This window comes from Paraburkholderia graminis, assembly GCF_003330785.1.
GTDB classification, from domain to species: domain Bacteria; phylum Pseudomonadota; class Gammaproteobacteria; order Burkholderiales; family Burkholderiaceae; genus Paraburkholderia; species Paraburkholderia graminis.
The window spans coordinates 1,845,473-1,869,354 of the sequence record NZ_CP024934.1 but is presented as its reverse complement, the minus strand read 5'-3'; the positions used below and the strand labels follow the sequence as shown (position 1 = coordinate 1,869,354).

Below are 23,882 nucleotides of genomic sequence, written 5' to 3'. Positions count from 1 at the left end.
AGGTCAAAGTAAAGGACGGATTTTATAATAGGTCCTTCGCATCCACGCCCCGACACGCGTAAACTTGCCGGTTCGTGTGAGCCCGAGGCCGCCTTTTCCTTTCTATGCCAGATATCGCCGCAACATCGCAGTACTCCCCGCCCGTCGCGCTCGTCAAGGCCGGCCAGCGTTTCGCCTTCGACGGCACGCATGGCTCGTCCGACGCCCTGCTGATCGCCCGCTACCATCTCGCCTATCGCGAGAAGGTGCCGTTGCTCGCGGTCGTCTGCGAGAGCGCGGTCGATGCACAGCGGCTGTCGCAGGAAATCGGCTTTTTCGCGCCGGACGCGCGCGTGCGCCTGCTGCCCGACTGGGAAACGCTGCCTTACGACACCTTTTCGCCGCACCAGGATCTGGTCTCCGAGCGCCTCGCCACGCTGCACGACCTCGGCGAGGGCCGCTGCGACATCCTGCTCGTGCCCGCCACCACGGCGCTGTACCGGATGCCGCCGGCGTCGTTTCTGGCCGCCTATACGTTCTCGTTCTCGCAAGGCGAGCGCCTCGACGAGGCCAAGCTGAAGGCGCAGCTCACGCTGGCCGGCTACGAACACGTGAGCCAGGTCGTGCGCCCCGGCGAATACTGCGTGCGCGGCTCGCTGCTCGATCTTTACCCGATGGGCTCGCCCTTGCCCTACCGGATCGATCTGTTCGACGACCAGGTGGATTCGATCCGCGCGTTCGATCCCGACACGCAGCGCAGCCTTTATCCGGTGAAAGACGTGCGCCTCTTGCCGGGCCGCGAATTCCCCTTCGACGAAGCCGCGCGCACCGCGTTTCGCAGCCGCTGGCGCGAGACGTTCGAGGGCGATCCGAGCCGCGCGTCGATCTATAAGGACATCGGCAACGGCGTGCCGTCGGCGGGCATCGAATATTATTTGCCGCTTTTCTTCGACGAGACGGCCACCCTCTTCCACTATTTGCCCCAAGGCGCGCAACTCGCGTTTATCGGCGATCTGGATGCGGCGATCCGGCGCTTCACCAACGACACCAAGCAGCGCTACAACTTCCTGTCGCACGATCGCGACCGGCCCATTCTCGAGCCGCAGCGCCTCTTTCTGACGGACGAGGATTTCTTCACGCTCGCCAAGCCGTTCGCGCGCCTCGTGCTGCCGGCCAATGCGGGCGGCGGCTGGGCGACGCCGCTGCCGAATCTCGCGATCGACCGTCATGCGGACGATCCTGTCTCGGCCTTGCGCGCGTTTCTCGACACGACGCCGAACCGCGTGCTGTTCGCCGCGGAATCGGCGGGCCGCCGCGAAACGCTATTGCAGTTGCTCGCGGACAATCATCTGAAGCCCGCGTCGAGCGACAGCTTCCAGGACTGGCTCACCGGCGACGCGCGTTTTTCGCTCGGCGTCGCGCCGCTTGCGAACGGCTTTGCGGTGCCGGTCGACGGCATCGCGATCATCACCGAGACCGAGCTTTACGGACCGCTCGCGCGGCGTGCGGGGCGTCGTCGCCAGGAACAGGCGAGCAACGTCGATTCGATGGTGCGCGATCTGTCCGAGCTGAAGGTCGGCGATCCGGTCGTGCATTCGCAGCACGGCATTGGCCGCTACATGGGCCTCGTCACGATGGACCTGGGCGAAGGCGAAACCGAGTTCCTGCACCTCGAATACGCGGGCGACAGCAAGCTCTACGTGCCGGTCGCGCAACTGCATGTGATCTCGCGCTATAGCGGCGCCGACCCGGAAAGCGCGCCGCTGCATTCGCTCGGCTCGGGTCAATGGGAGAAGGCCAAGCGCAAGGCTGCGCAGCAGATTCGCGACACGGCCGCCGAGCTGCTGAATCTCTACGCGCGCCGCGCCGCGCGCTCGGGCCACGCGTTCGCGCTCGAACCGAAAGACTATGTGAAGTTCGCCGAGAGCTTCGGTTTCGAGGAAACGCCGGACCAGGCCGCGGCCATCGCCGCCGTGATCGGCGACATGACGAGCGGCAAGCCGATGGACCGTCTGGTATGCGGCGACGTGGGCTTCGGCAAGACCGAGGTTGCATTGCGCGCGGCGTTTATCGCGGTGATGGGCGGCAAGCAGGTCGCGCTCCTCTCTCCTACCACGCTGCTCGCCGAACAGCACACGCAAACCTTCACAGACCGCTTCTCCGATTGGCCGGTGCGCATCGCCGAACTGTCGCGCTTCAAGTCGACCAAGGAAGTGAACGCCGCGATCCAGCAGATCAACGAAGGCAGTGTCGACATCGTGATCGGCACGCACAAGCTGCTCTCGTCGGATGTGCAGTTCAAGCGGCTCGGGCTCGTGATCATCGACGAAGAACACCGCTTTGGCGTGCGTCAGAAAGAAGCGCTCAAGGCGTTGCGCGCGGAAGTGGACGTGCTCACGCTGACCGCCACGCCGATTCCGCGCACGCTCGGCATGGCGCTCGAAGGGCTGCGCGATTTCTCGGTGATCGCGACCGCGCCGCAAAAGCGTCTGGCGATCAAGACCTTCGTGCGTCGCGAGGAAGAAAGCGTGATTCGCGAAGCGATGCTGCGCGAACTCAAGCGCGGCGGCCAGGTTTACTTTTTGCACAACGAAGTCGAGACCATCGAGAATCGCCGGCAGATGCTTGAAGCGCTCGTGCCCGAAGCACGCATCGCGGTCGCGCATGGGCAGATGCACGAACGCGAACTCGAACGCGTGATGCGCGACTTCGTCGCGCAACGCGCGAACGTGCTGCTGTGCACGACGATTATCGAAACCGGCATCGACGTGCCGAGCGCGAATACGATCCTGATTCATCGCTCGGACAAGTTCGGTCTTGCGCAATTGCACCAGTTGCGCGGACGCGTCGGGCGCTCGCATCACCAGGCGTACGCGTATCTGCTCGTGCACGATCCGCAAGGGCTGACGAAGCAGGCGCAGCGCCGGCTCGAGGCGATCCAGCAAATGGAGGAACTCGGTTCGGGCTTCTATCTGGCCATGCACGACCTGGAGATTCGCGGCACGGGCGAAGTGCTCGGCGACAAGCAGTCGGGTGAGATTCACGAGATCGGTTTCCAGCTTTACACCGACATGCTCAACGACGCCGTGAAGGCGCTGAAGGACGGCAAGGAACCCGACCTCACCGCGCCGCTTGCCGCGACGACCGAGATCAATCTGCATGCGCCCGCGATTCTTCCCGCCGACTATTGCGGCGACGTGCAGGAACGTCTGTCGCTCTACAAGCGGCTCGCGAATTGCGAGCACAGCGATTCGATCGACGGCATTCAGGAAGAGCTGATCGACCGCTTCGGCAAGCTGCCGCCGCAGGCGCATGCGCTTGTCGAGACGCATCGGCTGAGGCTGGCGGCGAAGCCGTTGGGCATTTCGAAGATCGACGCGGGCGAAGCCGTGATCGGCTTGCAGTTCATTCCGAATCCGCCAATCGACGCGATGCGTATCATCGAGATGGTGCAGAAGCACAAGCACATCAAGCTCGCGGGCCAGGACAAGCTGCGTATCGAAACGCGCAGTCCCGACCTTGCGGTGCGCGTCGCGACCGTCAAGGAGACGTTGCGCGCGCTCGGGTCGCCGAGCCGCGGTACGGCCGCAGCAACGGCCGCGCGATGAGTTGAGGCATGGCGTAGGGCGGGTTCATTCAGCGCACGCGTTACGCGCTGCCCAGCGCACAAAACCGCCCTACGTCTAGCGTTATTCCGCAATGCTGCGCTGCGCAACCCGCGCGCAGCAGCGCACTCACTGTACACAAGCCGCATACGGCACGGCATTTTTGGGTATGATCGAAAGACTCAAATGCCGGAGTCTTGTCATGTCTCACGTCGCTGATTCAGCGCAGTCCTCGCAAACATCCGCCACTGCATCATCCGCTTCCGCCTCCGATACGCCTGTCTCGCTGCCCTGGGTCACACGGCTCGTGTCGATGGACACGGTGAGCCGCAATCCGAATCTCGGTCTGATCGAAACCGTGCGCGACGAGTTGCGCGCCGTAGGCATTGACGCCACGCTCACGCACGATCAAAGCGGCAAATGGGCCAACCTCTTTGCGACGATCCCCGCGCACGACGGCGAAACGAATGGCGGCGTGGTCTTGTCGGGCCACACGGACGTGGTGCCCGTCGACGGTCAGCAATGGGACAGTGATCCGTTCAAGCCGGAAATTCGCGGCGACAAACTGTATGGCCGCGGCACCTGCGACATGAAAGGCTTCATCGGCGCGGCGCTCGCTCTCGTTCCTGAAATGCAGCGCACGAAGCTCGCCAAGCCGATTCACTTCGCGCTTTCATTCGACGAGGAAGTCGGCTGCGCGGGCGCACCGCTGCTGATCGCCGACCTGATGAAGCGCGGCGTGAAGCCGGACGGCTGCATCGTCGGCGAGCCGACCAGCATGCGGCCCATCGTGGCGCATAAGGGCATCAACGCTTATCAATGCTGCGTGCGCGGCCAGGCGGCGCATTCGTCGCTCACGCCGAAGGGCTTGAACGCGATCGAATACGCGGCGCGCCTCATCTGCTATATCCGCGACATGGCCGATCAGTTCCGCGAGCAAGGTCCGTTCGACGAACTGTACGACGTGCCCTTCACCACCGCGCAGACCAGCACGATCGTCGGCGGCAATGCGATCAATACGGTGCCGGCCGAATGCAAGTTCCAGTTCGAATTCCGTAACCTTCCCACGCTCGACCCGGAGCCGATCTTCGCGCGCATCGACCAGTACGCACGCGAAACGCTGCTGCCGAAAATGTTGCGCGAGCATCCATCGGCGGCCATCGAGATCACGAAGATCGCCGCGGCGCCGGGACTCGATTCGTCCGAACAGGCGGCCATCACGCAGCTCGTGCGCGCGCTCACCGCGGATCAGGACAAGCGCAAGGTTGCATACGGCACGGAGGCCGGGCTGTTTTCGCTGGCGGGCATTCCGAGCATTGTGTGCGGCCCCGGCGACATTCAGCAGGCGCACAAGGCCAACGAGTTCGTCGCACTCGATCAGCTCGTGCAGTGCGAACGCTTCCTGCGCAAGTTTATCCACAGCATGTCGGTGGAAGCGCATGCGCTCTGAAAACGCGTGAGAAAGAAGCAGACACTCACGCGTTTCCCGATCAACCCATTGTCGCCCACGCCATGTCAACCGCCACGCCGCAGCACACCGACCATACGATCGACGGCGAGCCGATCCCCACTCTCGACGACATCGCCGCGCAGCACTTCGCGCTGACGCCGTGGGTGGCGCGAACGCCGGTGTTCGACAGGCTCGACTTCGCGTCGCTCGAAGGCACGGTGGTGAACTTCAAGTTCGAGTTGCTGCAGGCGGGCGGCAGCTTCAAGGCGCGCGGCGCGTTCACGAACCTGCTCGCGTTGGATGAAGCACAGCGCAGCGCGGGCGTCACCTGCGTATCGGGCGGCAACCATGCGGTAGCGGTTGCGTATGCGGCGATGCGGCTTGGCATCAGCGCGAAGGTCGTGCTGTTTCGCGCGGCCAATCCGGCGCGCGTCGCGCTGTGCCGGCAATATCGCGCGGAAATTGTGTTCGCCGAAGATCTCGCCGAAGCGTTCGAACTGGTGCGCCGCATTGAAGCGGAAGAAGGCCGCTACTTCGTGCATCCGTTCAACGGTTATCGCACGGTGCTCGGCTCGGCCACGCTCGGCTACGAATGGACCACGCAAACGCCCGACCTCGAAGCCGTGATCGTGCCGATCGGCGGCGGCGGTCTCGCGGCCGGCGTCGCCACGGCAATGCGGCTCGCGAATCCCGACGTCCACGTGTTCGGTGTCGAGCCAGAAGGCGCCGATGCAATGGGCAAGAGTTTCGCCGCGAATCACACGGTGAAGATGGGCCATATGCACAGCATCGCCGATTCGCTGATGGCTCCGCATACCGAGGAATACAGCTATGAACTGTGCCGCCGTCATATCGACGAACTCGTCACGGTTTCCGACGACCAGTTGCGCGCGGCCATGCTGACCCTGTTCGGACAACTGAAGCTCGCCGTCGAACCGGCTTGCGCGGCTGCCACCGCGGCGCTGCTCGGACCGCTGCGCGAGAAGCTGCAAGGCAAGCGTGTCGGCGTTCTGCTGTGCGGCACCAACACCGACCCGGTTACTTTCGCGGCGCAGATCGAACGCGCGCGCCACAGCGCGTCGCAGTTTCCCGACTAGGCTAGTCATGCCGACCAAGCCGAACTACGCTCACTAAGCTATAACTAAGGGCTGGCCTATCCGTCTGAGATTGGTATGATTAAGTCATCGATATTCGGGAGGAAAACCCTATGAGCATGGTCAAGGAATTCAAGGAATTTGCCCTTAAGGGCAACGTGATGGATCTCGCGGTCGGTGTGATCATCGGCGGCGCGTTCTCCACCATTGTCAATTCAGTCGTGAAAGACCTGATCATGCCGGTCGTCGGCGTCGCCACGGGCGGCCTCGACTTCTCGAACAAGTTCATTCGCCTCGGCGACATTCCGCCGAGCTTCAAAGGCAGTCCGGAATCGTATAAAGACCTGCAAACAGCGGGCGTCGCCGTGTTCGGTTATGGCTCGTTCATTACGGTGCTCATCAACTTCATCATCCTCGCGTTTATCATTTTCCTGATGGTGAAGTTCATCAACAATCTGCGTAAGCCGGACGCTGCCGCGCCGTCCGAACCCCCGCCGCCGCCGGAAGACGTGCTGCTGTTGCGTGAAATCCGCGACTCGCTGAAAAACTCGCCGCGCTAGGCGACCGATGCTTGCCGTGCGGCGCTCTCATGTGCCGCACTTATGTGCCACACCTACGCGCCGCGCGTCACATTTCCTTCTGCGCCTTCAGATTGATCGCGTTCTCGATCATCGTTTCCAGTTGCGCGAAGTTCACCGGCTTCGTCAAATGCGAGGTGAAACCGGCGGCGAGACAACGGCGCACGTCTTCGTCGGTGCCGAAACCGGTCAGCGCAACGGCGGGCGCATTCGAACGCTCGCGATACGCCTTGATGAAGTCGAGGCCGGTGCCATCCGGCAAGCCGACGTCGCTGATCACGAGATCGAAAGTTTGCAACTGCGTGGCGGCGAGCGCGTCGTCCACGCGGCCCACCGTCGTCACGTCGTGGCCGAGCGTGCGTATCAGTTGCGCCATGACTTCGGCAGTATCGACGTGATCTTCGATCAGCAAAATGTTAAGTACACCGGCCGGATGCACCGGGTCGGGCAACACCGGCTGCGAGGTGCGCGCGGGGGCGGCAGCCGTCGGCAGCGTGATGGTGAACGTGGCGCCGCAGTGCGGGCCCGGGCTTTGTGCGGTCACCGTGCCGCCATGCACGTCCGTGAGCGCCTTGGTGATGGCGAGGCCGAGCCCCAGCCCGCCGAACTGCCGCGTCATCTTCTGATCGCCCTGCTCGAACGCGTTGAACAGCTTGCCGATCTGTTCGGGCTCGATGCCGATGCCCGTGTCTTCCACCGAAATCTGCACATGCATGCGCTCGTCGCGCGTGCGTACGTAGATGTGGCCGCCGTCGGGCGTGAACTTCGCGGCGTTGCGAATCAGATTCCATAGCATCTGTTGCAGGCGCGCGCGATCGGCAAGCACGTAGTGATGCGTCGCGTCCTTGTGCACATGCACGTCCTGCTGCTTGACCTGGATTTCGCTGCGGAACAGTTCGAGCACGCTGTCGATCACCTCATGCACGTCGACCGTTTCCAGCGACAGACGCAGCTTGCCGTTGGCTACGCGCGTAAGGTCGAGCAGATCGTCGATCAGGCGCGCTTCCAGTTCGATGTTGCGGCGAATCATGCGCACGCTCGAGCGCGCCTGATCCGGCAGATCGGGAATCATCTCGAGCACGCTCGCGCCCGCCAGCACGGGCGTGAGCGGCGTGCGCAACTCGTGCGAAAGCATCGCGAGGAAGCGGTCTTTCGCGCGGTTCGCTTCTTCGGCGATCTGGCGCGCGGCCTGTTCGGAAGCGAGCAGCCGCTCGCGCTCCTGCATCGCTTCGCGCTCCGAATGGATGTCCGTGCAGCTGCCGAACCATTTGCTGATGTTGCCTTCGTTGTCGCGCGTGGCGACGATGCGCGTGTCGAACCAGCGATATTCGCCGTCATGGCGGCGAATGCGCAGTTCGTGCCGATAGGTGCCCGCATTGCCGGCCACCGCTTTGAGCCAGCTACGGCGCACTTCCTCGCGATCGTCCGGATGCACGGCATCGAGCCACGCAAGACCATGCGAGCTGTTTTCGGTGAGACCGGTGTAGTCGTACCATTGCTTCGACAGGAAATCGCAGTCGCCCGCGGCGTTGCAGGTCAACACGAGGTGAGGCAGCGCTTCGGACAGGTCGCGGTAGTGCTGCTCGCGATCGCGCAGCAGCAATGCTTCGTCCGACGCGCGCTGCAGGCGCACTTGCGACAGCACGCGCTCCACCGCTTCGGGCAGGTAATCAAGGTAATCGCCTGACTTCGGCACCACGTCGGACACGCCCGCGCGCAGCGCTTCGATCACACGCGATTCGTCGGTAAAACCAGTCACGAGGATGGCCGGAATCCGCACGCCTTCGGAACGCAGCCGGCGAAAGAAGTCGAGGCCCGTTTCCGGTCCACTCAACTGATAGTCGAGCACCAGCAAGTCGAGGCCGCCCGCGGCGAGCCGTTCGCGCGCGGCCTCCACGCTCGGGCATACCGCGACCCGGCAGCCGGCGCGTTCGAGCGACTTGCGCGCGAGACGCAAGATGCCCTCGTCGTCGTCGACGACGAGAACACAAGCGGCGGGCTGCGTGGACACTTCTTCGGTCATGCGCGATCTTCGTCGGGTAGATAGATAGAGTATGTGAACAAATTGAGGCACGTCATGATGGCGACGCAAAGCGATGCCCGGACGGCAGCTTCACCACTTGCAGGAAAAACCCGAGGCGGCGCACCGCTTCAATAAATGCATCGTACTCGACTGGCTTCGTAATGTAGACATTGCAGCCCAGTTCGTAGCAGCGCGCGATTTCGCGAGGATCGTCGGTCGTGGTGAGGACGATCACCGGCACCGGCGCCGTTTGCGGCGACTCCTTCAGGCGCCGCAATACTTCGAAGCCGTCGACGCGCGGCATCTTCAGATCGAGTAGAACCACGGAATTCCTCAGATCTTCCGCATCGGGATGCGCGCCCGGCGCGCTCTCGCTATCTGTCTGCGCGCCGAAGAAATAATCGAGAGCCTGCTGTCCATCGCGAAAGCGCACGAAGCCATTCGAAATACCGGCACGGCGCAGATTGCGTTCGACGAGCGTGGCGTGGCCGTCGTCGTCTTCGATCAACACGATGCTGACCGTTTCCCCGTGACTCATATGCCCTCCGTTCTCCCAGTTCACGGCAGTTCACGCCAGGTAAGGCCAGGTAAGGCCAAGTAAGGCCACGTAGTGCCGGCGTTGCGCTGGAGCGCAGGCCGCGCGAATCATGCGCTGCGAGTTTTCATTGCGCCCGCGCGACTCAGAGGCGCGCGGGTTGTTCCGGCAGTACGACGAAAAAGCTCGATCCCGCACCTTCCGCGGACTCGACCCACACTCGCCCGCCATGCCGTTCCACCGTGCGCCGCACCACCGCGAGACCGACGCCGTCGCCCTTTGCCACGTCGATATGCAGACGTTGAAACGCACGAAACACTTTCGACATATACGCGGCCGGAATGCCGAGGCCGTTATCGCGCACATAGTACGTGCGCATGCGCACGGCGCGCGGCCCGTTCGCTTCGACGGGCTCCGGCTCGAGCGCGCCGATCTCAATGCGCCCGATGCGCGCCGGGTCGAGGTAATTCAACGCATTGCCAATCAGATTGCTGAAGACCTGTTCGATCGCGGCCGGGTCGCCCCAGGCCGGCGGCAAATCGCGCACGGTGACGACCACGCCGCGCTCGTCAATGACACTTTGCAGATTGTCGACAACGCGCGCCACCGCGCGCGCGACGCTCACCCGTTGCCACTGATACTCGAGCCGCCCCGCACGCGAAATGCGCAACAGCGCCTCGATAATCGCAGCCGCCTGCGTGACCGCACCACGCAAGTATTGCAGGGATTCGCGCACGTCGCCGTCGAGAATATGCGCCATCCGTTTATGTTCCGCTGCCGGCAGGCACGCCTCGCCGACGATACCGTCCAGCTCGTCGCACGAAACCTGCAATTCCTTCGAGAACCCTTGCAGATTCACGAGCGGCGAGCGCAGATCGTGCGATACGCTGTAGATAAACATTTCGTTGTCTTGCGTCTCCTGGCGCAGTTCCTCATTGACGCTGGCGAGTTCGTGCGCACGCGCTTCGAGGCGCCGCTTGAGCGACGCCTGCTCGGCATCCGCCTCGCGCAGACGCGCGCCTGTCTGATGCAGCACGGCGTCGAGCGCAGCGATTTCGTCGTTGCCGGACAGGCGCGCGGCAAGCGGCCGCCCGTTGCCGAGGCGCTCCGCGTTATCGGTCAGCACCTCGAAGCGCCGGCCGATGCTGCGCGCAAAAACGACTGCGGTGCCGGCCCAGATCAGCATGGAGCCGATCACTGCCGCGATCAATGCATATTGCTGACGCTCGCGACGCCGCGCGAGCGCCGCGGCACGCTCGCCATCCAGACGCGAGGCCTCTTCGCCGAATGCCGCGAGTTCGTCGCGAAAGAGCGCGATAGGCTGCGGCAGCGCACCACTTTCGAGCGCGGCCAGCGACTTGCCGCTGCGCCCTTCATGCAACGCCTCCGACACGGTGGCGGTCTGCGCGCGATAAGCGTCGATCGCGCGTCTCATGTTCTGCACGCGTTGCACTTGCTGCGGCGTGTCGGCCACGAGCGCGTCGAGCTTCGACAGACGATCGCTCATGTCGATCCACACCGTGTGCCGGTCGAGCAATGATGGATCGCCGATCACCATGCCGGTTCGAACGCGTGCGGCCTGGCGCAGCAGCGGATCGACGAGCGCCGACGACTGATAAAGAATCTGCTTGCTATTGGTGACCCATTGCGCGGCCTGCGCTGTCTCTTCCTGCGTATCGAACACGGCGCCGAGAAGCGCGAGTTCGACGAGGCTAGGCACTGCGATCAGCAACAGACCCTTGGTGAATAATTTCATGGTCGCCCGAAGGTCGTTCACGCCGCGGCAAGTCACGGGAACCCGCCAGCCGGACGGGCCATTATCGACGTGAATCGGCAATATTTCAACGTGGCCCAAAGATGCGCCGACCCACATAAAAACGACTTTTTTATTGGTGCGAGATGTTTTTTCGGCGCGCCGTGCGTCTATGATGGAGTCAGATGTGCTCGAATGCTAAGGCGCACGGCGAGGCGGTTCGGCATGATTCGTGCGGGAGACGGTGAGGCGGCGGGATTGTCGAATCATCGTGAATCCGGCCTTGTCGTATGCTATAAAAGATCGACGTGCGGCGCGCGAAGCCGGGAGTTGTCGCATGAGGACGCTGCGTTTCTTGCAATTCTTTTTCAGGCGAATTTTTATGTCCTTCCCGAAAAAGCGTAGACGCGCGAAGGTGGACGGCGATGAGTCGTTCCTCGCGGTACTGCGGCATTTCAAACCCTTCGGCCAACTCGACACCAAGATCGCACGCGCTCGGGCGCAAGACGAGCCGGTGCTTTATGCCCACGTGCTGCCGGGACTCGACGTACTCCTATGCAGCGTGCGCGGCGCACATCCACCCTACCCGGCCGCTGCCGAACTGCGGCGGCGCTGCATCGAATCCATTACGAATGCGCTGGAACAGCCGCTCGACGGTCTCGAGAACGGCGGTTACTGGTATGAAGCCGACGGCTTCGGCTTCCTCGTATTCGCAAGCCGCGCTCGCGGCAAGATCCTGACCGAGTTCGGCGCGACCCGCGTGGGCGCACGTCGCGGAGTTCGCCGGCAGGACGCGGCAGGCGACGCGACGCCGCGTTCGCTGCGCTAGGCACGCTGGCCTTTCATAGAAAGACAAAAGAAAGGCCGCCGCCGAACGTGCGAGTTTCACGAGTCGGCGGAAACAGGCAAGTGCCTTAGCTTCCCTTGGCCTCAGCTTCCCTTGTATTCGGCGGCGCTCGCGGGCGACATCGGCGCGGGCTTGCGCGTTGCCGGTGCAACCGCCGAAGCGCCAGAAGCCGCCGATGCCCCCGAACCTGCCCCCGCCCCCGACGAACGCTTGTTGACCGGCACGCCCTCGAGCGAGATGGCGGGCTTCGGCTGCTGCTTGCTGCCCGGCGGCGGCGCAGTCGGCGCCTGACGCACTTGCGAGAGTAGTTGCGCGCACGGCAACGGCTTGTTGTTGCTCGGTGCGAGCAACGGCAACAGCGCCGCAAACGGATTGATGAGGCCGAGGCCGACGGCCGCGCCGCCTCGCAATGCCAACGCGGCAGCATTCACGCCGACATGCGGGTTCTTGAACGTGCCCTTCGCGTACAGCGGCGAGCGCAGCGAGAACACGCGAAAACCCTTCGTATGCGGATGCACGCCGAGGTCCATCGTTTCGTCGCGCATGTTGACGTTGCCGTCGATGTCGATCACCGCGTCGTCGGTATCGAGTGCGAACACGCGCGAATCCAGCACGCCGTTGGTCGCGACGAAGTCGGCGGCCGCGCAGTTGATCTTCACGTCGCGATTGCCGAAGAGCTTCTCGTACACGACGTTCGCCACGTTCAGGCCGGCGGCCTCCATCAGCAGGCGGCTCACGGTGCCTTCGGTGACGAGCGCCTTGACCTCGCCGTTCGATGTCGCGGCGAGCGCGGCCGGCGAATTGCCCGTCGCGGTCAGCGAGGCGTCGCCGTTGATTTCGCCGAGTGCGTTTTGCATCGTCTTGAAGTTCGGGAAGAGCTGCTTCAACTTCAGATGCCGCGCCGAAGTCGCGAAGCGTCCCTTGAGCGGCGTGCCGCTACCGTCGAGATGAATGTCCGATGCGAGCGTGCCGCCGGCCACGCCGAACTTCAATGGTTGGAGCGACAGCACGCCGTCGGTCATCACGATGTGTGTGTACAGGTCGGTGATCGGCAAATCGGCGTTCTTGACGATGCGCCGGCCGGTGAACTTCACGTCGGCGTCGATCGCCTTCCAGCGGTCAGTGCGGAATTCTTCAACGGGCAGTGCCTTGTTGGACGGCTGCTTCGCCGCATCGCCGCGCTTGGCCTTGCTCGCGTTCGAGTCCGCGCCGATCACCGGCGCGAGATCGGAGAATTGCAGCAGGCGCGACTCGAGTTCGCCCTGCAGCAGCGGGCGCGGCCGACGCGCGGTGTAGGTCAGCGAACCGTTCAGATCGCTGCCGCCCACGCGGCCTGTAAAGTTTTCATACTTGAAGACGTTGCCGCTCGTCTTGAACTGGCCGACGAGACGTCCTTCGGTTGCGTAAGGCGGCGTGTCGGGCAAGGTGACGCCCGTCAGCGAATAGAGCTTGGCCATGCTGCTGCCTTGCACCCACAGGCGCAGGTCGACGGCGGCGAGATGCGCGGGGTCGGTGATGGTGCCGACGAGGCCCACGTGCAGATCGCCCGCCTTCACGTCCGCTTGCACGGGAAACGGGCGGTTCGCGTCCTGCAGCGCGAGCACGCCGCCGACCTTGCCGCTGCCCGACACGGGCGTCTTGTTGTAGGTGCCTTTCAAGGTCCAGCCGATCGCGTACGGCGGGAGTTCGGGTTTGCCGTTACGGGCGGTATTTGGGGCGCTGGCGGGGTTCGTATTGCTGGCCTCGTTGGCGCCGTTGGCTTCGTGGGTACCGCTCGTTCCGTTTGCATCGCTGGCGCGGTTCGCTCCATTGGCTCCGCTCGCGCCGCGTGCATCGCTCGGCGTCGCAGCCGATGCAACCGCCGCGCCGCTCGCGCCTGACCGCGCAGTCGCGCTTGCCCCCTTCGAACCGCCCGCGACCAGCCCACCCGAAGCGCCCGTGGCCGCCGTGGTCCCCGACGCATGCACATCCGTCGCCGAAGCCCCGCGCGCCGCGGCCGCGGAAGCAGCGGACGCCGCCGAGGCCGCCTGCGCATCGGCCTGCGCGCTCAGCTTCTTCGCGCCGTCCTTACCCACCGCTTCCGCCGATGCCTTGCGCGACGCCTCTTCCTGCTGCTTCATCGCCTCGCCGATCGGAATCGGCTGGCCGAGCGTATCGACGACCATCTGCGCGTCGACCTTCTTCTGCTGATCGGACAGCGCGATGTTGCCCTTCGCGAACACGATGTCGTGCAACTGCAGCTTCCACTGCGACGGCGTCTTCGACTTCGGCAACTCGAAGGTCCAGTTGTTGCGTCCGTCGAGCATGCGTTCGAGATCGACGGACGGATTCACCAGATTGATGGCGGGAATCACGATGTCGTGCGCGAGAAGCGGCAGCACCTTCACCTGGAAATCGATTTCGTCGAGTGTCGCGAACTGCGGGCGCTTGGCCCAGTCCGGGTTCGCGATGGTGATGTTTGCCGCCGAGAAGCGCGGCCACGGCACCCAGCTTTTCAAGCCGGTCTCGCCCACGGGACGCCGCAAGCCGACCTTCAGATCGCCGTTGATCGTGAACTGCCGGCCGATGGCCTGCGTGACCTTGTCATTGACATAAGGCCGCGCGCGGTTCCAGTCGAAGGTCAGAATGAAAACCGTGAGCGCCACTATCAGAATGACGATGATCGCCAGTATCCATGCGACGATTTTGCCGGCCCGTCTTCCGATTGTGCTCGACCCTGCCATCAACGGCTCCGCGTTTTCTTCTTGGGTGCCGATCGTTCAGCAGATATTGTGCCCGGCGATTGCGTATCGTAAGAGTCGCGATCGCGTTTGAGCGCGGCACGGACTCATGCGAATGCTGTGCGTCTTGTGCCCTTCCGTGCCCTTATGATGCTGCATCGCTCATCGCGTTTTCTCACGCCTCGTCCATTGTCATGACCGACGTCCCCCTCGTCCTCGCCGACGGCATCGTGCGGCGCGATCCGTCGCGCGGCCAGACGCTTCTGCACTCCACGCGCTTCGCGCTCGACGCCGGCGACCGCGTCGCCATCACCGGTCCGTCGGGCTCCGGCAAGAGCGTGTTCCTGCGCGCGCTCGCCCTGCTCGATCCGCTCGACGCGGGACGCATCGTCTGGCGAGGCGCGCCCGTCGCGCGCGCCGCGATCCCGCAACATCGGCGCAACGTCGCGTATATCCGGCAGCGGCCCGCTCTGCTCGATGGCACGGTCGAAGACAATCTGCGTTATCCGTTCGAACTGCGCGCGTATCGCGATGTGCGCTTTGACCGCGAGCAGGCGGCGAGTCTCGTTGCGCAGGCGGGCCGCGGCAACGGCTTCCTTGACAAGCTCGCAAGCGAACTGTCAGGCGGCGAGGCGCAAATCACCGCATTGATTCGCGTGCTGCAACTCGCGCCCGAAGTGCTGCTGCTCGACGAACCCACCGCGTCGCTCGACCCCGAGTCGTCGCGCGCCATCGAGGGACTCGTGCGCGCCTGGTTCGACGCCGCGCCGCACGCGCGCGCTTCGATCTGGGTGTCTCACGACGCCGCGCAAGCCGCGCGCATGAGCGAGCGTCATCTGACGATGAAGGCTGGCGTGCTCGACGAACCGGCCGTCGCCTCCACTCACGAGGAACCCAGCCGATGACCTTGCAGAACCTGACGCTCTGGGACGTCGCGATCGCCGCGTTGCTGATCGTCGTGAACGGCGCGGTATCGGTTGCGCTGAAGCTCGATCTCGAGCGCAAGCTCGCATGGGCCGCCGTGCGCACTGTCGTGCAACTGCTCGCGATCGGCTATGTGCTTGGTTGGGTGTTTCGCTACGACCACTGGTTCGTCGTGCTGCCCCTGATGATCGTGATGACGCTGATTGCCGGCTTCGCGGGCGCGCAGCGCGGCAGCCGCACTTACCCGGGCCAACGCGTGGACAGCGCCCTGTCGATCTGGATAAGTTCGTGGCTGGTGGCCGCGGTTGGGCTCTTCGTCGTGATCCGCATTCACCCGTGGTACGAGCCGCAGTATGCGATTCCGATTCTCGGGATGATCCTCGGCAATACGCTCACGGGCGTATCGCTCGGCATCGAACGCATGACCGAGGAGTTGACCGCGCGCCGCGACCGCGTCGACATGGCGCTCGCGCTCGGCGCGACCCGCTGGGAAGCCGCGCAGGCGCCCGCGCGTCAGGCCGTGCGCGCCGGCATGATGCCGACGCTGAATCAGATGGCTGTGGTCGGCGTCGTGAGCCTGCCCGGCATGATGACCGGCCAGGTGCTGGCCGGCCAGTCGCCGCTGCAGGCGGTGCGCTATCAGATCGTGATCATGTTCCTGATCGCCGCGTCGTCGGCGCTCGGGACCGTGGGCGCCGTGCTGCTTACTTACCGGCGGCTGTTTTCGGCGGAGCACCGGTTTTTGTCGGCGCGGCTGGTGGAGCGGAGCGCTGGGCGGCGGTGAGCCGGGCGAGCGCGGGCCAACGCTTCACCGCCTGGCGCTGATCGCGACAACCGTGCCGTCGCTGAGCGTCAGGGATTTGGTGCTGCCGTTCACGGGCATCGTGAAACGCAGGACCTGGCTCATGCTGACATCGTTCGGACACTTGAGCGATTTGCCGCCGGCCGTGACCGTCTTCATGCCGTCCGGCTTGTGCGCCTGGAAGCTCAGTTGCACGGTCGCCGTGCCGTCTTCGCCGACGACCGGCGCGAGCCGAATCTGCGTCTGGCGGATCATTGCGCCGTTCGCGTCGAGCGGCAGCGACGCGTAGTTCGGGCACGCATCGGTGGCAGGCACCGCCCCGCCGGGCGGCACCGTTTTCCACGTGAAATCATCCGACTGGCCGGAGCGGATCGTGCGGGTTTCCTGCGAGTTGCCGAACTGTTTCGACGTGACGCGCACCGTGTAGCGAATCGGACCGTCGAGCGCGGATTGCGACGTCACCGTGATCGGCGTCGCCGCATGAGCGGCCGGCGCGAGCATGCCGCAAGAAAGCGCGCATGCGAGAGAAGCGACAACTGGAACGGCGGAGAGTTTGAAGCTGGAGCTCATACTGTCACCTCGTTGTTGTGCCGTTGCATGCCCGCCAGAGCGCGGCCCTCCCGCATGGTCCCAGGTACGGTCCAGATACAGCGTGCGGGAGCCGGCAACGGACGCGAGACACGCAACCGTCTTAGCATGATGCATTACCAGTCTACCGCCAAGCGATGCCGCGCGTGCTCGCGCGGCATCGGGTGTTACCCCGCTTGCGCTGACGCGTTTTATCGGGGGCCGCTTGTCGAAGTTGCGTCAACAGCCGCACGTCGCAAGCCGCTCATGAAAAGCCGCGTGAGAAGCTGCTTATCGAAGCCGCGTCAGCAGCCACTCGTCACAAACCGCTGAGCGAAAGCCGCGTTAAAAGCCCCTCGTCACGAGCGGCTCGTCTAAAGCCGCGTCACAACGCACGCATCAAAACCCGCTCAGCACCAGCTTCCCGATCGCGCGCCCTTCCTCCAGCAGACGATGCGCGCGACGCAGATTGGCCGCGTTGATCGCGCCCAGGTGCTGGCCGACCGTCGTGCGCAACGTTCCGGCATCGACGAGACGCGCCACCTCCGTCAGCAGCTTGTGCTGTTCGATCATGTCGGGCGTGCCGAACATCGAGCGCGTGAACATGAACTCCCAGTGAAACGCGGCGCTCTTCGCCTTCAGCAGTTCGACCGGCACCGGCTTGCTGTTCTCGACGATCGTGCAAATGCCGCCTTGCGGCTTGACGAGCTCTGCCGCGGCGGGGAAATTCGCGTCGGTGTCGTTGAAGAGCAGCACGTAGTCGACCTGATCGATGCCGAGCTTTTTCAGTTGCGCCGGCATGTCGCCGAAGTGATCGACGATATGATCCGCGCCCAGCTCGCTCGCCCATTTCGCCGACTCCGGGCGCGACGCCGTCGCAATCACCTTGAGCTTGCCGAGCTGCTTGGCCAATTGGATGCCGATCGATCCGACGCCGCCCGCGCCGCCGAAAATCAGCACCGTGCGGCCTTCGTGCGCGCCCTGCGGCGAGACGCCGAGGCGATCGAACAACGCTTCCCACGCGGTGATCGCGGTCAACGGCAACGCGGCGGCGTGCGTGAAATCGAGCGATGCCGGCTTGCGTCCGACAATCCGCTCATCGACGAGATGAAACTCGCTGTTCGCGCCCGGCCGCGTGATGCTGCCCGCATAGAAGACCGGGTCGCCGACCTTGAAAAGCGTCGCCTCCGGGCCGACCGCGACCACGGTGCCGGCGGCGTCCCAGCCGAGCACGCGCGGCTCCTTCTCGACGGTGTCCTTCGGCGCGCGCACTTTCGTATCCACGGGATTGACGGAGATGGCTTCGACTTTCACCAGCAGGTCGCGTCCGGTGGCTTGCGGTTGCGCAATCTCGACGTCGATCAACGCTTCTTCGTGGTCGATGGGCAGATAGCGGTAGAGGCCGACGGCTTTCATACAGGCTCCTTGTTTTGTTCAGGTCAGAGTTGAAGGACGAGGACCGGCGGTGTGCGCGTGTGACGAGTACAACCGTCGATCCGTGGACGTGATCGTAAGGCGCCTCTTACTGCGACAAAAGCGGCATAATCGCTGAAACATCTTTTTGATTTTCCGAAGAATGGACCTTGCTGCTGCTCCACAATCGCGTGATGCGCGCCCCGCTGCCGGCGAGCGCGAGCGCCTCGATCTGCTCGACGTCGCCCTGTTCGTACGGGCTGCGCTGCTCGCCAACGTGTCGGCGGCCGGACGCGAGTTCGGGTTGTCGGCGGCGGTCGCGAGTTCGCGCATCGCGCAACTGGAAAAGCTGCTCGGCGCGCGGCTGCTGCATCGGACCACGCGCCGCATCAGTCTCACGCAGGACGGCGAAGTGTTCATGACGCGCGCCGAAGCGCTGCTCGACGCGGCGGCGGCCGCGCGCGCGTCGGTGGGACGCGGCCAGGTGGAGCCGCAAGGCCGCTTGCGCGTGTCGATGCCGTCGTCGTTCGGACGGCAGCACGTGTCGCCTGTCATCAGCGAATTCCTGCGCCGTTATCCGGGCGTGAGCGTCGATCTGCGGCTGACCGATCAGGTGATCGATCTCGTCGATGCCGGTATCGACGTCGCGATCCGGATTGGCGCACTCAAGGATTCGTCGCTGGTGGCGCGCCGGCTCGCGGTCAACTGGCGCGTGTTGTGCGCGGCGCCGTCCTACCTCGAAGAGCGCGGCACGCCGCATCATCCGTCGGATCTCGCGCAGCACGAATGCATCATTCTGTCGGACCAGCGGGACTGGGCCTTCCACACGCCGGCCGGACGGCTCGATGTGCGCGTGAGCGGGCGCATCGTCAGCGACAACGGCGAAGTGATCCGCGATGCGCTGCTCGCCGGCTTCGGCATCGCGCTGAAATCCACTTGGGACGTCGCGTCGCTTTTGCGGAGCGGCGAACTGGTCAGCGTGCTCGAAAATTATCCGCTCGCCGAGCAGGTGGCGATCTGGGCTGTGTATCCGAGCCGCGCATTCGTACCGCCGAAGACAGTTGCGTTCATCGACTTTCTCGCCGCTCATTTCGGCGATCCGCCCTATTGGGACGTCGAGCCGGACTAGCTAGCGTCGCTCGCGCGAATCAGCGTTTGCCGGTGCCCGCGCCGGGCGATCTGTCGTCCGAATTGGTGTCGGCGTGCGCGTCGTTCTGCGTCTTTTCCTGATATTCGCCGCCACCGCGGCGGTCCGTGTCCTGCAGACCGCGTTCGACGTCCTGATGTGCCTGCTTGCCGACGCGCCGCGGATCTTCGTCGTTCTGCGATTCGGCATTCTGGTCGTTCTCATGCGGCAGCGGCGCGGCAGCTTCCTCCAGCGACTGAGGATTCTTCGGTGCGTGCGGATCGGCTTGCTTGTCGCCGTCGGACGATTGCGGTGTGCTCTTCATAATGGGCTCCTTTTTTGCGTTTGAGGTGCCTGAAGGAATGCGGCAGAGGCGATATGTCACGATGTGCTATGTGTGCGAAGGCGCGTTTGACGTGGTGAGGACGTGCCGCCGTATGTGCCAAGTACGCCGCATATGGCATGTACGCCACGTATGGACATACGCCGCCAACGTCACGCACGCGATTTCCGCCACATACATCACAACGTGACATATGCCACATAGGCTACATAGGCCAAATACTCCACGCCCAGCGAGCCGCAGCCACCCTCAGCTACGCGCCGCTCAGACGCTTCCTCATCGCCGCCGTAATGCGTTGCCGCGTCTTTGCATAATCGGCCCACGGGTCTCCCTTCAGTTCGTCGAGGCGCTCGTGCAGGTTCTCGATATTCCACTGATCGCCGCCCGTCGTTTGCGCAACTTCGTCCCAAGCAAGCGGAACCGAAACGCCGAGGCCGGGACGCGCCCGCACCGAAAACGCGGCGACGGTACTCGAGCCGCGGTTATTGCGCAGATAGTCGACGAAAATCTTCTGCTTGCGATTCTGCGCGCCCATCTTCGCGCTGAAGTACTTGGGCAGCGTGCTCGCCATGTGTTGCGCGACGGCCTGCGAGAACTCCTTCACCTCGTCCCACCCCGCGTGTTTCGAGAGCGGCACGACCACGTGCAGACCTTTGCCGCCGCTCGTCTTGCAGAACGACGTGAGGCCGAGTTCCTCGAGCAGCGAGCGCGTCAACATCGCGGCCTCGATCATCCGGTCCCAGCCGAGCGACGGGTCCGGGTCGAGATCGAACACCACGCGGTCCGGCTTTTCGATGTTCGACGCCACGCCGTTCCATGTGTGAAATTCGATCGTGCCCATTTGCGCGGCGCCGACGAGCGCCTTCGCGCTATCGACGGTGATCAGCGGAGGATGACCCGGATCGAGCCCGGGATGCTGCGTGATGTTTGGAATCGACAGCTTCTGCGTGTGCTTCTGAAAAAACAGCTCGCCGCCGATGTCCTCCGGCGCGCGCACGAGCGACACCGGCCGGTCGACGAGATGCGGCAGCATCCATTGCGCGACGGATTCGTAGTACTGCACGAGGTCGATCTTGCGCGCGCCGGTGCTCTTGTCGATGACGCGGTCGGGATGCGAGATGCGGACGCCGGCGACTTCGGCGGGCGAGGATTTTTTGGCTCGCGGTGCGGTGGGTTCGGCTGAGTTTTGGGTGGCGGATTTGGTGGCTACTTTGCTCGCGGTTTTCGTGGCCACTTTGCTGGCGGATTTGGCGGCGGTTTTGTTGGCCTCGCCGCGCGCCGCACGCTTTTTCGGCGCAACCTCGGCCTCGATATCGGTTTGCTGTTGCACGTCGTCCCCCTTGCGTGGTGCTTCCTTGACGATCTGGCGCGCCGGCTTGTCCTTGCGCAGACTCACGAACGACGCCTGACGCACGATGCCGTCGCTCGTCCATTCGGCGAAATTGCATTCCGCGACGAGCACCGGCTCGACCCAATGCACAGGCGTGCGGCTGCGCTCGCGCGGTGTGCTCGCGAACGGCATGCGCTTCGTTTCGTGCGCGTCGAGTTCCTTCTTCACCGAGCGCAACAACGCGGCGTCGAAACCGGTGCCCACGCGCCCCGCGTACTGCAGTTTGCCCTTGCTGTCGTGCACGCCGAGCAGCAGCGCACCGAACGCCGCGCGGCTGCCCGACGGTTCCGAATAGCCGCCGATCACGAACTCCTGCCGCCGACGGCACTTCAGCTTGATCCACGTGGCAGAGCGGCCGGACACATAGCCGCTGTCGCGCCGCTTGCCGATGATGCCCTCGAGCGCCATGTCGCACGCGCTTTTCAGCAGATCGTCGGCGCTGAACTCGAAGTCGTTCGAAAAACGCAGCACGCTGTCGTCGACGGGCTCCAGCAGCGCGCGCAGAATCGCGCGGCGCTGTTGCAGCGGCACGCCGCGCAAGTCGTAACCGTTGAGAAACGGCACGTCGAACAGATAGACGACGATGTCTTGCGGACGGTTCGAATCGAACGCGTTTTGCAGCGCCTGGAAACTCGGCACGCCGTTTTCGTCGAGCACCACGGCTTCGCCGTCGAGCCACGCGCTGTCGAGGCCCAGTTGCGCGAACGCCTTCACCTGCTTGCTGAATTTCGCGGTCCAGTCGTTGCCCGCGCGCGTGAAGACCTGCACGCCGCGGGTTTTCTCGCTTGCGTCGATGCGGGCCAGCACGCGATAGCCGTCGAACTTGATTTCGTATGTCCAGTCGTCGCCGGGCGGCGTCGCGTCGACGAGCGTCGCCAGTTGAGGCTTCAGCGAGGCAGGCAGTTTGGCCTTCACCGCGCCTTCTATCGCGGGCGATGCGGCGAGTTCGCGCAGCGACTCGCTGCTGCGCGTCGCGACGATGTCGGGGCGCTTCGGATCGCCGCGCACCGAGGCGGTTCTGGTTTTGCCGGCGCTCTGCTTGATGGCCTGCTTATCGCTCTGCTTGCCGGCTTTTGCCTTCCCCGCAGGCGTCCCCGCGCCGCTCAGCACGCTGCCGGGCCGTTCGGCCAGAATGTCGTATTCGCTTTCGTCGCGCGCCTCGTCGTCGCGTTCCTTGATGAGGAGCCACTGTTCCTTGTCCGCGTCGCCGCGCATGTGGCTGCGCACGAGCGTCCAGCCGCCGTGCAGCTTGTCGCCGTGCAGATGGAACTTGAGCTTGCCTGCGCGATACGCACGCGCCGCTTCGGCCGGGCCGCCGACAGGTTCCCATGTGCCGCGGTCCCATACGATGACCGTGCCCGCGCCGTAATTGCCCGGCGGAATCTCGCCTTCGAATGTCCCGTATTCGACCGGATGGTCTTCGACATGCACGGCGAGGCGCTTCACCGACGGATCGAGGCTCGGCCCTTTCGGCACGGCCCACGACAGCAGCGCGCCGTTCAGTTCGAGCCGGAAGTCATAGTGCAGACGCCGTGCGTGGTGTTCCTGGATCACGTAGGACAGGCCCTGTTCGACTGTCGGCCTGGTGGCGCCGCGGCTGCCGCGCTTTTTCGCGGCGGTGCCCGCGGGCTCCGGCGTTTCGTCGAAGCGGCGCTTGCGGTTATAGAGGTCGAGTCTGTCGTTCATGGAGTGTCGTCATGCCGCCGCGCGGCGTTTGCGCGAAGCCGTCGTCGACTTCGCCGCGGCGCGGCCGGTCTTGCTGCCGCTCGTGCTGGCGCGAGACGTGCGCGTCGAGCGTGACTTTTTAGGCGCTGCCGTCGAGCCGCTGTCTTCTTCCGCCTCCGAGTTTTCGTCGGCGGCTTCATCGTCCGCGGCACGCTTGCGCGAGCCCGACGCGGGCTTGCTCTTACCGCGTCCCAGGCTACGTTTGAGCAGATCGGACAAATCGAGAATATCCGCCGATTGACGCGATTCGCGCGGCGCTTCGATGTCGGTGATTTCCTCGGTCTTGCCCTCGCGGACCTTGCGCTCGACGAGCGCCATGATGTCGTCGCGGAACGTGTCGTGATATTTCGACGGGTCCCACGTGTCGCTCATGTCGTCGATCAGTTTCTGCGCCATGTCGAGCTCGCGCGCGCTCACGCCGGCGGCCTTGGCACCTTCGGCGGGCAACTTGAATTCGTCGAAATCGCGGACCTCGTCCGCCCAGCGCAGTGTGTTCAGAGCGAGCACGGGGCCGACTGGAATCAGCGCCGCGAGATGCTGCTTGTTGTGCAGCACGACGCTTGCGACGCCGACCTTGCCCGACGATTTCATCGCCTCGCGCAGCAGCGCATAGACCTTTTCGCCTTTGCGGTCGGGCGTCAGGAAGTAAGGCGTGTCGAGATAGAGAAAGGAGATGTCCGGGGCGTCGACGAACGCGAGAATATCCACCGTCTGCGTCGACTCGGGATTGGCCGCGCGGATTTCCTCGTCGCTCAGGACGACGTACTTGTCCTTCTCGTACTCGAAGCCGCGCACGATGTTATCGCGCGTCACGTCCTTGCCGGTGCGCTTGTTGATCTGCTTGTAGCCGACCGGATCGATCGTGCGCTTGTCGAGCAGATTGAAGCCGACCTTTTCCGATTTCGTGGCCGGATATAACTGCACCGGTACGTGGACAAGGCCGAAGCTGATCGCGCCTTTCCAGATCATGTGTGCCATCGTGCGCTCCCCTGGGTCTGGAATCTAGGA

17 protein-coding genes are annotated in these 23,882 nt (G+C 64.1%); 8 read left to right on the top strand and 9 right to left on the bottom strand.

Annotated elements, in window-relative coordinates:
• Positions 1-104 precede the first annotated feature (104 nt).
• From mfd to mscL, 4 genes are all read left to right on the top strand, one after another.
• Complete coding sequence (gene mfd / locus CUJ91_RS08345; RefSeq protein ID WP_114156083.1) at positions 105-3,587, top strand: transcription-repair coupling factor; 3,483 nt, start codon at positions 105-107, stop codon at positions 3,585-3,587.
• Positions 3,588-3,786: 199 nt separating this feature from the next.
• The gene (gene argE / locus CUJ91_RS08340) at positions 3,787-5,034 is read left to right on the top strand and encodes an acetylornithine deacetylase (protein ID WP_114156082.1); all 1,248 of its coding nucleotides are present in this window, start codon (positions 3,787-3,789) and stop codon (positions 5,032-5,034) included.
• A gap of 62 nt (positions 5,035-5,096) precedes the next feature.
• A complete protein-coding gene (locus CUJ91_RS08335) occupies positions 5,097-6,131 on the top strand; it encodes a threonine/serine dehydratase family protein (RefSeq protein WP_006048909.1) in 1,035 nt (344 codons plus the stop codon).
• Positions 6,132-6,241: 110 nt separating this feature from the next.
• Entirely contained in the window at positions 6,242-6,688 is a 447-nt protein-coding gene (mscL, locus tag CUJ91_RS08330; RefSeq protein ID WP_006048908.1) for a large conductance mechanosensitive channel protein MscL, read from the top strand.
• A 67-nt stretch (positions 6,689-6,755) separates the two neighbouring features.
• On the opposite strand, the gene CUJ91_RS08325 is transcribed toward mscL, so the two are convergent.
• The 3 genes from CUJ91_RS08325 to CUJ91_RS08315 form a co-directional block, all read right to left on the bottom strand.
• Complete coding sequence (locus CUJ91_RS08325) at positions 6,756-8,729, bottom strand: hybrid sensor histidine kinase/response regulator (protein ID WP_006048907.1); 1,974 nt, start codon at positions 8,727-8,729, stop codon at positions 6,756-6,758.
• A gap of 52 nt (positions 8,730-8,781) precedes the next feature.
• On the bottom strand, positions 8,782-9,267 hold the full coding sequence (locus CUJ91_RS08320) for a response regulator (protein WP_006048906.1): 486 nt from the start codon (positions 9,265-9,267) through the stop codon (positions 8,782-8,784).
• A 142-nt stretch (positions 9,268-9,409) separates the two neighbouring features.
• On the bottom strand, positions 9,410-11,020 hold the full coding sequence (locus CUJ91_RS08315) for a sensor histidine kinase (RefSeq protein ID WP_114156697.1): 1,611 nt from the start codon (positions 11,018-11,020) through the stop codon (positions 9,410-9,412).
• A 334-nt stretch (positions 11,021-11,354) separates the two neighbouring features.
• Between CUJ91_RS08315 and CUJ91_RS08310 the strand changes: the two genes are divergently transcribed.
• Complete coding sequence (locus tag CUJ91_RS08310; protein ID WP_006048904.1) at positions 11,355-11,846, top strand: hypothetical protein; 492 nt, start codon at positions 11,355-11,357, stop codon at positions 11,844-11,846.
• Positions 11,847-11,947: 101 nt separating this feature from the next.
• Here CUJ91_RS08310 and CUJ91_RS08305 read toward each other — a convergent pair whose 3' ends face one another.
• On the bottom strand, positions 11,948-14,587 hold the full coding sequence (locus tag CUJ91_RS08305) for an AsmA family protein (protein ID WP_114156081.1): 2,640 nt from the start codon (positions 14,585-14,587) through the stop codon (positions 11,948-11,950).
• Positions 14,588-14,778: 191 nt separating this feature from the next.
• Between CUJ91_RS08305 and CUJ91_RS08300 the strand changes: the two genes are divergently transcribed.
• On the top strand, positions 14,779-15,489 hold the full coding sequence (locus CUJ91_RS08300) for an ABC transporter ATP-binding protein (RefSeq protein ID WP_114156080.1): 711 nt from the start codon (positions 14,779-14,781) through the stop codon (positions 15,487-15,489).
• Positions 15,486-16,292, top strand: a complete 807-nt coding sequence (locus tag CUJ91_RS08295) for an ABC transporter permease (protein WP_029968320.1) — start codon at positions 15,486-15,488, stop codon at positions 16,290-16,292. Before CUJ91_RS08300 ends, CUJ91_RS08295 begins: the two co-directional genes overlap by 4 nt.
• A gap of 24 nt (positions 16,293-16,316) precedes the next feature.
• Here CUJ91_RS08295 and CUJ91_RS08290 read toward each other — a convergent pair whose 3' ends face one another.
• Both CUJ91_RS08290 and CUJ91_RS08285 read right to left on the bottom strand, forming a co-directional pair.
• Entirely contained in the window at positions 16,317-16,880 is a 564-nt protein-coding gene (locus tag CUJ91_RS08290; protein ID WP_006048900.1) for a DUF6013 family protein, read from the bottom strand.
• 396 nt (positions 16,881-17,276) lie between these two features.
• The gene (locus CUJ91_RS08285; RefSeq protein WP_029968319.1) at positions 17,277-18,293 is read right to left on the bottom strand and encodes a zinc-binding alcohol dehydrogenase family protein; all 1,017 of its coding nucleotides are present in this window, start codon (positions 18,291-18,293) and stop codon (positions 17,277-17,279) included.
• Between the two features lie 160 nt (positions 18,294-18,453).
• On the opposite strand from CUJ91_RS08285, the gene CUJ91_RS08280 reads away from it, so the two are divergent.
• Positions 18,454-19,419 (top strand): LysR family transcriptional regulator, encoded by a 966-nt coding sequence (locus CUJ91_RS08280; RefSeq protein ID WP_114156079.1) that lies wholly within the window; start codon positions 18,454-18,456, stop codon positions 19,417-19,419.
• A gap of 19 nt (positions 19,420-19,438) precedes the next feature.
• Here the strand turns inward: CUJ91_RS08280 and CUJ91_RS08275 are convergent, their stop codons facing one another.
• From CUJ91_RS08275 to ku, 3 genes are all read right to left on the bottom strand, one after another.
• A complete protein-coding gene (locus CUJ91_RS08275) occupies positions 19,439-19,741 on the bottom strand; it encodes a hypothetical protein (RefSeq protein ID WP_029968318.1) in 303 nt (100 codons plus the stop codon).
• Between the two features lie 271 nt (positions 19,742-20,012).
• Entirely contained in the window at positions 20,013-22,835 is a 2,823-nt protein-coding gene (gene ligD, locus CUJ91_RS08270; RefSeq protein WP_114156078.1) for a DNA ligase D, read from the bottom strand.
• A 9-nt stretch (positions 22,836-22,844) separates the two neighbouring features.
• A complete protein-coding gene (gene ku / locus CUJ91_RS08265; protein WP_114156077.1) occupies positions 22,845-23,852 on the bottom strand; it encodes a non-homologous end joining protein Ku in 1,008 nt (335 codons plus the stop codon).
• Positions 23,853-23,882 lie beyond the last annotated feature (30 nt).

Coding starts and splice junctions, on each gene's coding strand:
- mfd (WP_114156083.1), top strand. CDS start 105: ATGCCAGATATCGCCGCAACATCGCAGTACTCCCCGCCCGTCGCGCTC.
- argE (WP_114156082.1), top strand. CDS start 3,787: ATGTCTCACGTCGCTGATTCAGCGCAGTCCTCGCAAACATCCGCCACT.
- CUJ91_RS08335 (WP_006048909.1), top strand. CDS start 5,097: ATGTCAACCGCCACGCCGCAGCACACCGACCATACGATCGACGGCGAG.
- mscL (WP_006048908.1), top strand. CDS start 6,242: ATGAGCATGGTCAAGGAATTCAAGGAATTTGCCCTTAAGGGCAACGTG.
- CUJ91_RS08325 (WP_006048907.1), bottom strand. CDS start 8,729: ATGACCGAAGAAGTGTCCACGCAGCCCGCCGCTTGTGTTCTCGTCGTC.
- CUJ91_RS08320 (WP_006048906.1), bottom strand. CDS start 9,267: ATGAGTCACGGGGAAACGGTCAGCATCGTGTTGATCGAAGACGACGAC.
- CUJ91_RS08315 (WP_114156697.1), bottom strand. CDS start 11,020: ATGAAATTATTCACCAAGGGTCTGTTGCTGATCGCAGTGCCTAGCCTC.
- CUJ91_RS08310 (WP_006048904.1), top strand. CDS start 11,355: ATGAGGACGCTGCGTTTCTTGCAATTCTTTTTCAGGCGAATTTTTATG.
- CUJ91_RS08305 (WP_114156081.1), bottom strand. CDS start 14,587: ATGGCAGGGTCGAGCACAATCGGAAGACGGGCCGGCAAAATCGTCGCA.
- CUJ91_RS08300 (WP_114156080.1), top strand. CDS start 14,779: ATGACCGACGTCCCCCTCGTCCTCGCCGACGGCATCGTGCGGCGCGAT.
- CUJ91_RS08295 (WP_029968320.1), top strand. CDS start 15,486: ATGACCTTGCAGAACCTGACGCTCTGGGACGTCGCGATCGCCGCGTTG.
- CUJ91_RS08290 (WP_006048900.1), bottom strand. CDS start 16,880: ATGAGCTCCAGCTTCAAACTCTCCGCCGTTCCAGTTGTCGCTTCTCTC.
- CUJ91_RS08285 (WP_029968319.1), bottom strand. CDS start 18,293: ATGAAAGCCGTCGGCCTCTACCGCTATCTGCCCATCGACCACGAAGAA.
- CUJ91_RS08280 (WP_114156079.1), top strand. CDS start 18,454: ATGGACCTTGCTGCTGCTCCACAATCGCGTGATGCGCGCCCCGCTGCC.
- CUJ91_RS08275 (WP_029968318.1), bottom strand. CDS start 19,741: ATGAAGAGCACACCGCAATCGTCCGACGGCGACAAGCAAGCCGATCCG.
- ligD (WP_114156078.1), bottom strand. CDS start 22,835: ATGAACGACAGACTCGACCTCTATAACCGCAAGCGCCGCTTCGACGAA.
- ku (WP_114156077.1), bottom strand. CDS start 23,852: ATGGCACACATGATCTGGAAAGGCGCGATCAGCTTCGGCCTTGTCCAC.